Genomic DNA, 15,375 nt, shown 5'->3' on the forward strand with positions numbered 1-15,375 from the left:
TGCTTTAATTTAGTTTTTGATGATTGTACGTGTCTGACGGAGAAGGTTGGTCAGGGTTCCTTCGTTGAAAGTGATGGTGGCACTGGGTATTGGCATCATCCAGGCTGCCTGGTCGTACTTGAACGCACCCAGACGATAGTCGCCAATGTGATAGTACGTGTTGGAAACAGCATCGTAGGAGTAGGCCGGGTGTGTGATGGCAAAATCCTCGGCGAGCGGATAGCGGCTGTTGACTGCATAGCGACGGAGGTCGAACCAGCGGTGGCCCTCAAAGCAGAGCTCCATGCGGCGCTCGGTGCGGATAAACTCTACCAGCTTCTCGTTGTCCGTAGGAATGTCGGCCAACTGAGCATCCGTCAGTCGCTTCTCGCGCAACTGCTGCAGGGTGGCACGTGCCTGCTCGGTCTGATTGAGCATGGCCAGAGCCTCAGCTCTGTTGAGCAGCACCTCGGCATAGCGTAAGGTGAAGATGTCGGAAGCCATATCCTGGAAGTTGTAGTCATCGGGCTGGGGGAAGTACTTGTTGGGCAGTGGTGCCTTGTTCTTCGAACTGTTGCGGAAGAAAAACTCACGGCGCAAGTCGGTGGGCTTGAAGTTGTCCATCAGGCTGCTGCTGGCCTTGAAGCTGCAAGCACGGTTGTCATCGCCATTCCACGAGCCGGTAGAGTCGTTGATGAAGATGAAACTGGCATTGTAAGTGCCGGTAGTGAAGATCGTCTCGCTGGAGTTGCGGTTGCTGAAGCTGTTGGCAGCATCATGCTGACGGAGGTCGGTGAGCTTGTAGCCCAGCTCCTTGAAGGCATCAGTAGCATCGATAGCATCCTGATAGCGCTCCATATAGAGAGCCACACGCGACTTGAAAGCCTTGACAGCACCGATGCCTACACGCAATGTGAAGTCGGGGGTGTAGCCGTCCAGCTCTTTCTCGGCGGCCTCGAGGTCGGCCCATATCTGATTATAGACCTCCTTGCACGATGCCCGCTTGAAGTGCTTGTCTTCGATAACCTCCGACACCTTCAAGGGCACGCAGAAGTCTGTATTGGCAGTAGCCTCCGAGTAAGGCATTCCATAGGCATTAGCCAGGTAGAAGTAGTAGAAAGCACGGAGGAAGTGGGCTTCGCCGCTGACATGCTTCAGCAATGTCACCTTCTCCGTTCGTGTATCTTTACCAGTTATCTCCTGTGCCTGGAAGATGATGGAGTTTAGGGCGCCGATATGCTTGTACAGTTTGGTCCAGTCCTTATCCTCCCACTGTATGTTCTGAATACTGCTGAAGGGGTCCTCGTTCCAGTTGGCCAGCTTGCCCAACATGTAGTATGGCGTGCCTACATCCTCTGTAACATAGTCAACGAGGAACGCCTCGGCATCGTCATCGACCACGTGAATCCAGGGGAAGTAAAGGCTCTGGGCGTCCGTCGTCTCCAGTTCCGACTTGCTCATGGTTCCCTGTCCGTAGATAGCCCCCTTTCTGAAGCCCAGAAAGCCTTCGCCAATCATCAGTGCCTCGAGGTCATCCACATTTTCACAGTAGCGCTGGTCAGTAGAATACTCTTCCAGGAAGTCGCCACACGACGTCAGGAGCACGGGTGCCAGGGCCAGCAAAAGCGCATATATTGATAGTCTTTTCATTTTGCAGTGATTTTTAGATGGTTACGTTGATGTTGAATGTGTAGGTAGGACGTGTTGACAGGTTGATAGAGGGCGAGCTGCCGCTCTGTGTAGGATCCTGTCCCTTGAGTTTCTTGCTGCACAGCGTCCAGAGGTTGTTGCCCGTGAAGGTGATGTACATGGACTGCAGTCCGAGCGCCTTGACCAGGTTGTCCTCCACATTGTATTTGAACGACAGCGACTGGAGCTTCAGGTAGTTACCGCTGACAACGCGGATGTTAGAGTTGTCGTACATTTCATACATGCTGCCGGCAAACTCATAGGTCGTTGCAGGATACTGCTGCCACCAGGACGTGTTGTAAGCCTGGTCGATGACGAGACCTGGGATGTTGGTAAACGCCTCATCGCCCGGACGGCGCCAGCGGTTGACATACTCCTTACGCAGGTTCTGCTGCGGATAGATGATGTTGGTGGCATAGCCAGAGGCAATCTTCAGCATACGGATCTTGTTACCCAGCGAGTAGGTGAAGTTGAACGACAGTCCGAAGTTACGCCAACCGAAGTAGTTAGTGATACCACCCTGGATGTAGGGTTCGCGCGTGCCCGATTCCTCCATGACGGTCTCGAAGATCTCCTCCTTGGTCATGTTGGCATACTTAGCCATCAGTTCGTCTTTGTTCTCGTCCTCTGTGTTGTAGAACGTGGGCGCACCAGTGTTGTGGTCCAGACCTTTGAACTTATAAGAATAGAACGTGCCGATAGGCTTTCCTGTAAACTCGATGGAGCCATTGAGGTAGTCTTTATAAGTGACCACATCGTGCAGCACGTTGTTCTTCTTGTTGAGGGCACGGTTGGCCACCTTGTTGATGACCTCGCCAATCTGGGGATCGATACGCCATACGAAGCCACGCTTTGATGTTCCACCAATGTTTGTAGCATTGTTGATGGGCGTAAAGCTGAAGGCCAGCTCAATGCCTCGGTTGTCGAGTGTACCGCCATTGATGACATACTGATTGACACCATTGATTTCCGACACGGTCTTGGTCAGGAAAGCATTGGTGGTGTGCTTGTAGAAGTAAGACACCGTACCGCGAATCTTGTTGTTCAGCAGTGCGAAGTCAAGTCCGGCATTATAAGAAGCCGTGCGCTCCCACTTCAGGTCGGGGTTAGGATACTTGTAGATGGTGGCATAGTTCTCGTTGAAGTCATAGCTGGTGAGCTTTGACTGCTGGATAATCATGCGCGCGGTCTGACCCGGCAGCATGTTGCCCTGCCAACCCCACGAGAGGCGCAGAGAGGCATCGTCCACCCAGCTCGTGTTCTTCAGCACGTCCTTCTTCATATTCCAGCGACCGGAAACAGCCCAGATGGGCGAGAACTCCTCGTTGGCGCGCGTACCGAAGAGGTTGGAACGTTCGCCACGCAGATGGACATTGAAGATGTAGGTGTCCTTATAGCCATAGCCACCGGTGGCATACCATGCCATCTCGTTGGTGAGCTGACGGGTGCGATAGCCCAGTCCCTCCTTCGATGCCATAAACGACGAGTAATACATTGAATAGGTGGTTGGCACCTGGTCGAAGTAACCGCCAAACTCGGTGAAGTAGCCGCGGCGGGTGATGTTGAAGCCCTTGTACTCTGTTGACTTTGCCTCGATACCGGCAGAAGCCGTGATCAGGTGACTACCCTTCTGACCGAGTGTCTTCATGAAGTTGGCCTGCAGACGGGCCGTGTAGTCGGTGTTGCGTGTCTCCTCGCGCTTCAGCTGACCGCCGACGGGACACATATCGTTGCGGAGCGAACGATCAGAGCGGAGGTTGTTGATGTAATACGTATCCTTGGTGTAGTATTCCTCGTGCGTGGTGTTCTGGATACCGTAGGCCAGCACGGCATCTACGTTCAGGCACGGCAGCAACTCGTAGCGCATCTGGGCACGGAGGTTGATGGCATTGCCATCGGTGTTGTCACCCGAGTTAGCCATCTCGTTGATGATGTTGTAGTCATAGCGGTTGCCATACATGTCAACGCGTGGATAGTAGAACAGCGAACCGTCGGGATTGTGCGCAGGCATGGTGCGGCTCATGTTGTAGGCATAGTCCATCACGTTGATGTCCGACGGGGTGTAGGTGCGCTCAGTGGTATTGGCGGCCAACTGGAACTGAGAGCTGAACTTGCGGTAGTTGGCCGAGAGGTTCAGCATGGCCGAGTAGCGGTCGTTTTGCTCTTTCTTGATAGCACCGTCCTGCTGGCTGTATCCCACAGAAGCATAGTACTTGATGTTGGGAGAACCACCAGAGAGGTTCACGGTGTGGTTGTGCGAGAAGGCATCGCGCGTCAGCAGCCCGAGCCAGTCGGTGTTGACGCTGCCGTAGTAGTCGGCACGCTGCTTGAATGTGGCGTAGTCGATGTTGCCACTATAGTAGTCCATCAGTGCCTCTTCATAACCAGACCACTGGGTCACATTATTATAATACATCTTGCGATCGATCAGTTCCTTGCTGACGTCCAGTCGCTCGGCAGCGTTCATCATATAGATGTCGCGGTCAGAGTAGCGGGGACGACGGGTAAAGGTGAAGCTGCCGTTATAGCCCACCGAAGGTTTGCCAATCTTACCCTTCTTGGTGGTGATCACGATGACACCATTGCCGGCCTTGGCACCATAGAGCGCGGTGGCAGAGGCATCTTTCAGCACGTCAATCTGCTCAATGTCGTTGGGGTTCAAACCAGAAATGGCGTTGCCCAACAGATTGACGAAGTCTGGGTCGTTGATGCTCTGGGGATCAACATTCACAGGATCAGAAAGAACGATACCGTCGAGCACCCACAGCGGTTCGCGATTGCCGAGGATGGTTGAGGTACCACGAATGCGCAACTTGGGCGCAGCACCCAGCTGACCGCTATTAGGCATGAAGATCATGCCAGGCACCTTGCCTTCCAGCATCTGGTCGATGGTGTTCATACCAGGATTGATGATGTCGTCCATCTTCAGTGTTGTAACAGCCGACGTGAGTTTCGAGCGGTCAATGGTCTGGTAACCGGTGACGATGACGTCGTTCAGTGTAGCCACGTTTTCGTGCATGACCACATCAATGTTTGAACGGTCAACGAGCACCTTCTGCTGCTTCATGCCGATGAAGCTGAAGCAGAGCACGTCCTGCTCGTGCACCTCGATGCGGTAGTTACCCTCGCTGTTGGTGACGGCAGTGCCCTTCTTGCCCGAAACTGTCACGGCCACTCCAGGCAGAGGCTCGGAGGCCTCATCCATGACATGACCTGCTACAACGATCTTCTGTGCATCGGCATTGGCCTTGCGTATCACGGCACAGTCGCCATCCCACACCACCTCCAGGTCCAACTGCTGACAAAGACGGGCCAGGAAGGCGGCCACCGTTTCGTTCTTGGCCGTGATGGTGGCTTTCTTGCCTTTCAGCAGGTCGGCATTATACACATACGTGAACCGAGTCTTTCCCTGAACAGACTCCAGGATTTTAATCACATCTACATTGTTGTAGTTTCCTGAAAAACGTTGTTGCTGTGCCCACGAGGCATGAAGAGAGCAGCAGACCAACGTAAGCGTAAAGAAAAGTCTTCTCCCTTTTGTCAAGAACCTCGGGAGCGCAGAAAAATAATTGTTACTCATTTTTTTTCTTTGGTTAAGTTTTTGTTTTTTGTAACTATTGAATGGTGATCTTGTTTCCGTTAATCTCGTAGTCAAACTCGTCGGTCAGCCTCATCTTCTGCATGAACTCATCGACGGTCTCCGTTCTCCGGCATTCGCCCGAGAAACGGATGTCTCTGACGTCGGCCTTAAACTCCACCTCGACGCCATAGATGCGTGCTATCTCGGTCATGATTGCCTCCAATCGCTGGTTGCGGAACACGATGAGTCCGTTGCGCCAGGCCGACGCTCTGGGGTCGCTGATAGGCTGAATGGTAATGTCGTTGCCCTCTTTCACGACTTCCTCGCCCGGAGCGAGCAGGTAGTCGTTGTCGCCTGCGCTAAACATCACCTGGCCCGAGTAGAGGGCCACGCCAGCATGGTTGGCGTCATAGCTTCTCACGTTAAACGTGGTACCCATGACGGTTATCGTGCCTGCGCTGGTGCTCACCTTGAAGGGGCGACCAGTCTTCTTGACGTCAAAGTAGGCCTCACCCTCCAGATAGACGCGCCGGCTGAGGTCCATTCGGTTGGGGAACTTCAATTTAGAGCCCGAGTTCAGGGTGATGGCAGTACCGTCGGGCAGTGCTATCTGGTATTGCCGTCCGTATGGCACCACCAGTTCCAGGAGCGATTCTTCTTTGTCTGAATTATTCATAGCAATACCACTCTCGGTGACATAGGCCGATGTGCCCGCTACATCCATGTTGTCATCAGCATGGTCGAGCATGATAACCTTGCCCGTGCTGGTGGTAATAACGGGCACCGAGTCTGTCAGTGCAGGGATGTGCTTTTCCAGCATCGCCATGACCTCGTGAGACGGTTTGTTGTCGCTCATGAACGGTATCATCATGATGAAGCCGGCAAAGATGGCAGCTGCCGCCCAAGCCACATAGCGCCGATATGCCACGGGGCGCTGCTCATGGGTATTGCGAAGAAACAATTTGTAGGCTTTTTTGATGTTGTATTTCTGGTAGTGAGCCAGTCGTTCGGAAACCATGGTGCTGCGATAGAAGTGGCGCACCTCTTCCAATCGTGGGTCAGCCTGTTGCTCATCTCGGGCAATGGCGTCAATGGTATCTATAAAGTGTTGCTCGTCGGTATTCATACTTTTACTTTTTAAGTATATTATGCAAAAAAACGCAAAAGTATTATCGCAAAGCTAAAAAAAATAATATTTTTCTATAAAAAGCAGATCAGAGGGTTGTCTTTGGCATACTTCCTCAGCGACTCGATAGCCTTTGCCTTGCTCTCCTTGACCGTACTGAGGCTAATCTGCAGAATCTCGGCAATCTCTGCCCCTGTCTTCCCTTCTATAGACAAGGTGATAACCTCACGCCGACGCTTGGGCAACTGCTGTATGCCCTCATATAATTGTCTCACCAGTTCTTCTTTTACCGCCATGGCGAAGTCGTCCTCGTGATGCCCCAGAGAGATGGCGTCAGATATCTCGACGTTGACAAACTGCTGGTGGTCGCGCAGGTGGTACAGCGTGTTGTTATAGACAGCCCTGTAGAGATAGAACGACAGGTGTTTCTGACTTTCAAACGTCTTGTCGTTGTTCCATAGCTTCATCAAGGTAGTCTGCACGATATCCTCAGCCAGCATATCGTCGTGCAGCAAGTCGCTGGCGAAAGCACACAAAGGGGCGTAGTAAAAGTCAAAAAGAACCTTCCATTCTTTTTCGTCTTTATTGTTTATGTGTTCGATACGCAGACCAGTTTGCATTGTGTACTTCTGAATTCGTAGCAAAGGCAGAAATTTGCCATATCAGAACTTTCGCCTACCTGAAAAAAGTATTTCGACATCAAGCGAAATCATCAATGGCATGGGGGCAAAGGTACAAATAAAAACTGAAAAAAGAAATCCTTATGGTGGAATATTTTATGTAAGCAATCCAGAAAGTGGCACTTCTGCATGTCTTTCCTCCTTCCATTCAAGGAGTTGCTGATAAATTTTTCAACCTGTGCGGTTGTTTCCTTAGCTTGAACCTTGCGTAGCCACTCCCCTCCCATGTAGGGGAGGGGTCGGGGGTGGGGTCAGTAACTAAAACAATATTCAGCAGATTTCTACGTAGGCACTCCCCTCCCATGTAGGGGAGGGGCTGGGGGTGGGGTCAGTAACTAAAACAATATTCCGCAGATTTCTACGTTATTACAAGAAAAGCCCCTATGCACTATCCTACAGCTAAAGCAAACGCTACAGAACAAAAAGAGTATCGCAAGGCTCTTCGCAGCAACATGACCGCAGCAGAAGCTACGCTCTGGCGTGCCCTGAAGGGTCGTGGGGCTGGCGGCATGAAATTTCGTCGTCAGCAAGGTATAGGCCCTTATATTCTTGACTTCTACTGCCCTGGGCATCGGCTTGGCATAGAACTCGATGGTGCCAGCCATGATTACAAATACGAATACGATGAGCAGCGAACTGAATATCTTCGCCAACAGGGTATCCGTGTGCTCCGCTTTAGCAATCAGCAGGTGCTTACATCCATGCAAGGTGTCTTGGCTGAGATTGTGCGCGCAGCCAATGAAGTTACTGACCCCACCCCCAACCCCTCCCCTTGAAGGGAGGGGAGTACCTACTGGGACCATGGATTATCAACCACGCAGTACGAAAGATTCCTTTTTGAGGTATGTTCTATAAATTGCATTTATCATCCGCAGCCTCTCCCCTCCCATGTAGGGGAGGGGTCGGGGGTGGGGTCAGTGTTGTTCTAACTGCCAATGGAGATACAGACCCCACCCCAACCCCTCCCCTACATGGGAGGGGAATGGCTGCGCAAGGTTCAAGCTAAGGAAACAACCGCACAGTACGATTTTTTTCGCTTCATAATAGTGCAAATTTGCACCTTTTTGAGATTTTTACTCTATTAGGTTTTACACCTTTTTGAGATTTTTCGCAAGGATTTTGGCAAAAAAGAGTAAAACTTTTATTCCACTTCCACTAAGCAAAAGTGGCACTTTAAGGATGGAAAACAGCTGCTATTGCGGGGCAATAGTGGCCGTTTGGAATAGCAAGAGTGGCACTATTGGTGCCAATCTAGAGTCTAGAAACACTATTTCTAAAGTCTAGAATGGGCGGTTTTAGAGTCTAAAAGTGGCAGTTCTAAAGTCTAGAAATGGCAGTTCTAGAGTCTAGAACCAAAACAATAGTTTCTGTTCTAGCCCCTGGAAAGCCCACATCTAGCCGCTAGAACAGCCACTTCTAGGGGCTAAAACGACCGCGTCTAGCCCCTAGAATTGACCTTTCCAGGGGCTAGATGCGGAGCAAAAGTGCCACTATTGCAAGACAAAAGTGGCACTATTACACGACAATACCTAAGCTATGACTAGGCGAAAGTGCCACTATTAACAAGAATAGCGGCACTTTTGTCAGTTCCTCCTTATATTTATTTATGAAGAGCCATCCGTTTTCAATCTCGTGGTCACGCCATGTTCACCACTATATTTCTATAGAGTCAATGGTATCGACCATTAGAAGCTGCTATTTCAACGAATATAGCAATCATCATAAGGAACTCTACCAAACATCATTTTCGCCCTTTGCATATACTCGTCCCAGTTATCTGCCACCTTCTTCAGAAGTTCCTTGCGCTCTTTCTCGTCATAGACAGCCTTTATCCACACATCAGTAATGGTACGCTTAGTGCCATCGGGGAAGACATGCGTGAACTCTGCAAGCAAGATACGACTATTCAGAAACTTATAGGTGAAATAAGCATCTGTCTCCCACTGCGGCCCTGCCTGGTGCAGCGTTATCTTTTCATGATAAGTGTTGTCGCTGGTAACCTCATAATTACCAAAAAGCCACGGATTGAAATCAAAATCCTCATAGTGATTGTAATCAGCGGGATTTAAGTAAAAGCCGAACAAACGTCCATCGGGCATAAACACCTTACCAGCCGAGCCAATCATTATAATGCCAGGGCCTCTGTATTCCACTTTCTGCCATACTCCGACCAAAGGATTGTTTTTACCGGCAAAAGACACCATTGAACACAATGCCATAACGGCAAACGAAAAAAGAAACTTTTTCATGATTACAAATTGTTTTTAGTGATTATTGGTTTTTTATATTACACAAAATTCTTCGTCACTCCTTATTCACAATCTAAGGAGCTTGTCTTAGAGGTTGTTAGCTTTTGGCTCTCTATATTATTTAAAAAGGATGGGTATCGTATATTTCACATTCACGAGGTGCCCTCTATGCATTCCCGGTTGCCACCTTGGCATGTGCTTAATAGCATACAAGACTACATTGTCTAGACAGGGACAGACACTCTGAATCACTTTCGGATTGCATACCTTGCCATCTTTCCTGACAACCACAGTCACAACGACCCGTCCCGACAGCTTATGGGTTTTAGCATAAGTCGGGTAATACAAATTCTCTGTCAAGAATTTATTCATTCCCTCATCACCTCCAGGAAATGATGGAAAATGTTCGACAACACTCATAACATTATCTGCTGTCAGAGTCGAATCGATGCCATTATCCTCATCAATGTCGGTAACCATGTATGACGTCTTCTCTTTCTTGACCTGATAACGAATATCATGTTGACGTTCCCTTTCCGTGTTGAGGTCAGAAATAAAGTAAACAGAATACCAGTCTTTGCCTCGTGGGATAACCTTCAAAGTCGCCAAATCCGTTGGTGTGCGGTCATAGTTGTCATAGATAACAAAACAATGGCGTTCTTTATTCAACCTGTTTATTTTATCACAGCATGCTTCAGTCATATACTGGTTCAGATCAACAGAATTCGACGTGAGAATGTCTGTATATACATTTTTCAAAAACGCCACAGCTCCCTCATCAAACTTCTGAGCATAACTGCCACACACAGCCATACACAGCAAGCATATCAAAAAAAGTTTCTTGTTCATTTGTTATTTATAGTTATTGGTTTTAATTGGTGTGATTAATATCTTGCTGCAAATGTAACAAAAAAGAGAATACCAAAATCGAATAAACAAAACAAATTTATAAGTCAAATAAGTCAAAAGCATGATTTGACCGGTATTTTTCCTTCTTTTACTCAATATTGTTGTTTTTCGTACCCATATCATTTTATACGCTAGTCACAACAATAGCAGCGCATTGATTCCGCAGAATAACTTCCCCATGAAAAAACGAACATTTCCGAACACGTAAACGAACCATTTTGAACATGAGTAACAAAAACCTCAAAAACCCGCTTCTGTTGTTGATGGTCCTTCGGCCCATCCGTTTGTTGCCAATGCTTCATCGAAGTCAAGCAAGCTTGCCTTCGCCACCGCATTACCCCCAAACCGCCTGACGGCTACAACAACAGAAGCGAAAAACCAAGAAAACCGCCTACGGCTTGGTAAATATTAACTGTGAGTAAGGCTTTAGGAGTCAGATTGGTGTATCGCAAAACCTATGCAATTGCAACTGAGCCCACTAAATTTCTACTGAGCCAGAATTACACCCTCCCTTGGGAGGGCCGGGGTGGGGTTCCTTCTGGAGGGCCGGGGTGGGGTTCGGTTTTCAGGACCGAAGGTCCGTGGTTTTTCCTTTGTGAGACAGAAGCCCCAAAGGGGGCATGGTGTCAGTGGGAAGCCTGATGTGAACTTGTTCACAAGAAGGATTACCACTGGCAACATGAAAATCTCGACAGAGATTTCTGACTCACAAAGGGGTTTTCTCGGTTTTTGTTCAATCTTTAGTTATTGATTATCCAAGATACACATTGATGTAATTACGTGATTTCGCGAATACGCTTATCGAATTCTTTCGCAGTACCTCTTTCGGAGAATATTTTCCGCATCAATCGCTTTCTCACCACCGACACATTCTTGGATGATGGATAGTCCATCAGAGTCAACATCTCTTTGGGTTTGAATCCCAACCTTATCAACAGACACAGACGATATTCCTCTTCGCTGATATTATTCTCGTCACCATAAATCGTGGCAAAAAAGCTTGGAATCTCGCTGTTGATCATATCATGCAATGCCATCCATTCGTCAGGTGTCGGAGTCAATGACGGATTCAAGAGTATCTCGCGAAAACGAAGGTATATCGGAGTGGCGTGCATACGACGCATCAGAGAATCGTCAAGCCGATTGTCTGAAGCCTTTTCATGGCATAACTTTTCATGTTTCAGTCTTGAGACGAGCGCACTATTCTCTTCTTCCAATTTGCAGTAGCGCTGCTCGTTTAAGGCCAGCTGTCTGCGTTGCTGCAGAACCTGCACACTCAGTTCTCGGACAGACGCATGATACAATTGTTCGCGTGATCTGTATCGCAACCAGCTTGCATGAAGTTTTGTCGTCAAATAGGAAGCAACGACGATGATTACTGCTATCGCCTCGTAAACAGCTTTTGGATGGTCTGCTAAAAAGTTTTCCATTAAAGTTTTTAGTTATATTGCTGCAAAGTTACGAACTTTTATACATCCATGCAAGAAAAAAGCAATTTGTATAACCGCTTTTCCGGTAATACATCATTATACAAAATCATACCATCCAATATGTCAGTCCATTACAAGAAAGAGGAATTAAGGCAGAGCAAGAAAATGTATAACCAAAAAAAAGGGGAAAACAGCTATTTTTCCAGACGAGAACCACGAAAATACTTCATCATCGGTTCAAGAAACATCAAGATTAAGCTGGCCCACCATCATACTCCGGTGAGCCAGCTTCTCTTACTTTTCCATTTGCTCAAAATGCTGCAAGACGGATTCCAACTTCGCCTTGATGTCGGCATCGGGATATCCATAGGGTGTGGAGCACACAATCCTCAAATCATAATCTTTGAAAATGGCCCTACCATAGTCCATCATTTCCTGAGCACTGACTTCATTGAAGAAATAGTTATACGCTAGTTCCATCTTGAGAAGGGGCGAGGAATAGACAAAGTTGTTCTTAATCATGGAATGAGTATCCAACACTACATATTTAGGAAGATTTTCCATCACCTTCTGTTGCTGTTCCTTCAACTTCTCTGCCGGCAAAGAGTCTATGTTAATCTGTATTCCATCATGAATGAGGTTATCCAGCTTTTTCGCTAAGTTATCGATAAAGTCTGTGAATTGTGTTTTGCTGGCATAAGGGTCTAAGCCCTTCTTACAAGTCAGTCCAAACACAGGCCTTTCAAGATACTTGTTATTTTCCTCCACGAAAGGCATGGCTGTACCCATGAAAGATAATTTCAGAATATCGCAGTAGCGATAGCGTGATATGGACTGTCTGAGATCATCCAGGGTTGCTAATCCCAAACGCATATCGCACGGTTGCACGAAGAAGAACTTGACGACACATTCCGGATTATTTGACTTCACAAATAGCAGTTTCTTGTCGCTTAATGCCTTCACGTTGCTCTCAGGAGCTGGCGCACTTGGACGGTTGCCGAATTTCTGCTTTATCATATCAACGACATTGGCAGGTGCTTTTCCAAACACATAGAGGCACTGATTCTGCGGGATATACCATTTCTGGTAGTATGCCTCCAGCTGCTGAAGGGTGATACGACGAATACTCTCTATTTGTCTGGTAGTCTTTTCTTCCAGAGTCGTTCCTTCAACAAACATGGCTATCATGCCGTCTGACTCGGCTTTAGAAAGATCGTATGTACCATTAGTAATCTCATTCACGAGCAGTTCTTTCTGGTGTTCCAGTTCCGACTCAGAGAAATGGGCTGCACCACCGATGGCTGACAACAAATCCATACACGATGCTACATAGGCCTGTTCTTTTTTCAACTGAAACAAGCAAAACTCCGTACATCTGTTATCGATTTCTGAATGGTAGGCAGGAACACCGGGAGTCAGCCCCCAAAATTTTTCTTTCCGTTCCAACTTCAGACCTTCAAGTCTGTTTTTCAGCATGCCGTCTGTTCCTACAGAGAGATTTTCAGAGGCGAGCATTCTTTTCAGCAGGAGCGAGATGCCTGGCGCTTCCACATCATCGTCGGTTCCCGATTTCTGAATGAGCCTCATCTCCAGCTCATTGCCAGGCCTGTTATTATTGCAAATATAATAGCGAAAGCCATTGTCCAGGATACCCTGGTAGATATTAGACGAGTCGGTCACCAGAAAATCCTCATATCTGACATTCTCGGACTGGGCCAACACTTGAATGGCGAAACAAAAAACGACCGAGAAAAGAAACAGTTTCGTTTTCATCATGATAATCAAAAGCTTTTTTATAGTTAAGACTGAATCAGGTTAATTATTATATTGTCTCAGAAGAGCATTCAACTTCTCAGAAATCTCACGCTCGGGATAGCCGTATGGCAGGATACACTCTATCTTTAAGCCAGACTTTTTGAGAAACTGCTTGCAATAATCCGACACATCTTTGCCGCTGAGTTCATACGACCAGTAAGCGTCGGTGTCTTCCTGCTTGTAGAGTGGCAAGGAATAAATGGCGCATTCACTTATAGGCGTTACAGGATCAATGGTGTTGTCCTTGCCGTCGCCCTCTTGCAATTTCTTCAGTGCCTGCGCACGTTGCAGCGCAAACTCTTTCTTGTTAAGCATATCCTTAGGCATTTTTATCTGTACGCCATTGTTGCGAATGTCATCGAGGATGTTTGCCACGCTATCGGCGAGAGCTATCAAGCCGCCATCTGCGTCCTCGCCATTGATGCTGTATGTATATTGCATCAGTAAAGAGAAACGATCTTCCAAACGATAGCCAACAACCAAAGCCAGATCGTCACTTGCTCTCTTCGTCATTCTGTCATGTAGTGCAGAACAACTTTTTTTCAGCGCAAAGTAGTCTTTAAAAAACTTGGGGGTCTCTTTCTCTGACTGAGTCAGAAGAGGCTGTGTGAACGTTAGCTTGATTCTGAATTCCGCTTTCCCGTGTCTTTCTATCATCAGATTCTGCTTACTAAAGTCACTTACCGCCACTGCAGGGGTCGGCATGCTTGGACGACTGCCGAATTTACGCTTTATCATGTCCTCCACCCCATCGGTGACATCACCTATCAGCACAAGGCACTGATGCTGTGGCTGATACCATGTGTTATAGAAGTTCTCAAGCTGAGACCGTGTCATCCTCTTTGTGCCGTCCAGCCTCATCTGGTGGCATTCGTCGGGAGTGCTTCCTAACAAGAAAACGGCTTCAGAAGCATCTGCCTGTCTGGCAAAGACATTAAAATATCTGTTGTACACCTCATTATACATCCTTTCTCTCTGTTCTTCCAAGTCCATGGCACAGATACTGGCGCCACCGGCAATATCAGAGAGTATCTCCATGCAAGAATCAACATACGCCTCGTCAGTTCTAGTGCTCACTAAGTCATATTCCGTAAACGTCCTATTAGTATGGGCGTTGAAGTTCATGCCGTAGTCCATACCAAGCTTATTAAGATAGCTTCTTAACGTATCTCCTGTTGCCATCACTCGGTTAGCGGTCAGCATCATGTGCTCCACGAAATGCGAACACTCTACCGTTTCTCCATCTTGCAAGAATCCGGTTTTCTGTATCAGGGACATTTGCAGGCTTCCCATTGGTTGCTTTTGTATAAAATACCGAAAGCCATTGTCCAGCGTTCTACAAATAACACGTGAAGAATCCTTCCAGAGAAAATCTTCATACTTAACCTTTTCTGTTTTCGCCATTGCCTGTAATCCCAGAAAACAGACAAGCAAGAGTAACAGTTTATTTGTCTTCATAAGTTTTAGTTTTTATATCCTAATCGTTGGTTATAGATACACAGTGGTTGTGAAAAGAAGAGAACAGCTCCCATCTTTCCATTCAGCAATCCGCAGTTTGACATGAAACTGGAGTACAACATCAATCGGCGTGCGATTGACGACAGCTCAGCTGACGCGCTAAGGTTTTTAATATTGGTCATTATTACTTGTATTTAGGTTGACAATTTAGCAATTGGTCGGGTACAAAAGTAGAAACAATTATTGAATCAGCCAAAGGTTTTTCCAATAAAAAATCGAACATTTTCGAACATTTTTGAACACGTAAAATGAACATTCGGCGAATTCTTCGATGAAACCGATGTTTTTTGAAGCAAAAAGAAATCGCTATCAAGCACCTTTTTTATATAGAAAATCGAGAAAAACATGATATTTTTTCTTTCCATCCCACCCCAAGCAAGCTCTTCAGCCATTTTTTAGT

General features: G+C 47.4%; 10 protein-coding genes. 1 reads left to right on the top strand and 9 read right to left on the bottom strand.

What is annotated here, in order from left to right:
- Positions 1-9: 9 nt before the first annotated feature.
- From T433_RS0100770 to T433_RS0100785, 4 genes are all read right to left on the bottom strand, one after another.
- Positions 10-1,629 carry a RagB/SusD family nutrient uptake outer membrane protein gene (locus T433_RS0100770; protein ID WP_081778288.1) on the bottom strand — a complete coding sequence of 540 codons (1,620 nt, stop codon included), beginning with the start codon at positions 1,627-1,629 and terminating at the stop codon, positions 10-12.
- A gap of 13 nt (positions 1,630-1,642) precedes the next feature.
- Positions 1,643-5,104, bottom strand: a complete 3,462-nt coding sequence (locus T433_RS14220; RefSeq protein ID WP_162164151.1) for a SusC/RagA family TonB-linked outer membrane protein — start codon at positions 5,102-5,104, stop codon at positions 1,643-1,645.
- Between the two features lie 178 nt (positions 5,105-5,282).
- A complete protein-coding gene (locus T433_RS0100780) occupies positions 5,283-6,374 on the bottom strand; it encodes a FecR family protein (protein ID WP_027454473.1) in 1,092 nt (363 codons plus the stop codon).
- Between the two features lie 74 nt (positions 6,375-6,448).
- The gene (locus T433_RS0100785) at positions 6,449-6,994 is read right to left on the bottom strand and encodes an RNA polymerase sigma factor (protein WP_044108903.1); all 546 of its coding nucleotides are present in this window, start codon (positions 6,992-6,994) and stop codon (positions 6,449-6,451) included.
- A 443-nt stretch (positions 6,995-7,437) separates the two neighbouring features.
- Between T433_RS0100785 and T433_RS0100790 the strand changes: the two genes are divergently transcribed.
- Positions 7,438-7,830 (top strand): endonuclease domain-containing protein, encoded by a 393-nt coding sequence (locus tag T433_RS0100790; protein WP_027454475.1) that lies wholly within the window; start codon positions 7,438-7,440, stop codon positions 7,828-7,830.
- Positions 7,831-8,754: 924 nt separating this feature from the next.
- On the opposite strand, the gene T433_RS0100795 is transcribed toward T433_RS0100790, so the two are convergent.
- The 5 genes from T433_RS0100795 to T433_RS0100815 all read right to left on the bottom strand — a co-directional run bounded on the left by T433_RS0100795 (position 8,755) and on the right by T433_RS0100815 (position 14,750).
- Positions 8,755-9,303 carry a DUF4488 domain-containing protein gene (locus tag T433_RS0100795; RefSeq protein ID WP_155808237.1) on the bottom strand — a complete coding sequence of 183 codons (549 nt, stop codon included), beginning with the start codon at positions 9,301-9,303 and terminating at the stop codon, positions 8,755-8,757.
- 117 nt (positions 9,304-9,420) lie between these two features.
- On the bottom strand, positions 9,421-10,152 hold the full coding sequence (locus tag T433_RS15725; RefSeq protein ID WP_081778290.1) for a TonB family protein: 732 nt from the start codon (positions 10,150-10,152) through the stop codon (positions 9,421-9,423).
- An 836-nt stretch (positions 10,153-10,988) separates the two neighbouring features.
- Complete coding sequence (locus tag T433_RS0100805; protein WP_155808240.1) at positions 10,989-11,540, bottom strand: hypothetical protein; 552 nt, start codon at positions 11,538-11,540, stop codon at positions 10,989-10,991.
- A gap of 396 nt (positions 11,541-11,936) precedes the next feature.
- Positions 11,937-13,418, bottom strand: coding sequence for an insulinase family protein (locus T433_RS0100810; protein ID WP_027454478.1), 1,482 nt, complete (start codon positions 13,416-13,418; stop codon positions 11,937-11,939).
- Positions 13,419-13,457: 39 nt separating this feature from the next.
- Entirely contained in the window at positions 13,458-14,750 is a 1,293-nt protein-coding gene (locus tag T433_RS0100815; protein WP_162164152.1) for an insulinase family protein, read from the bottom strand.
- Positions 14,751-15,375: the final 625 nt, after the last annotated feature.

Source organism: Xylanibacter brevis ATCC 19188 (genome assembly GCF_000621725.1).
Taxonomy (GTDB): domain Bacteria; phylum Bacteroidota; class Bacteroidia; order Bacteroidales; family Bacteroidaceae; genus Prevotella; species Prevotella brevis.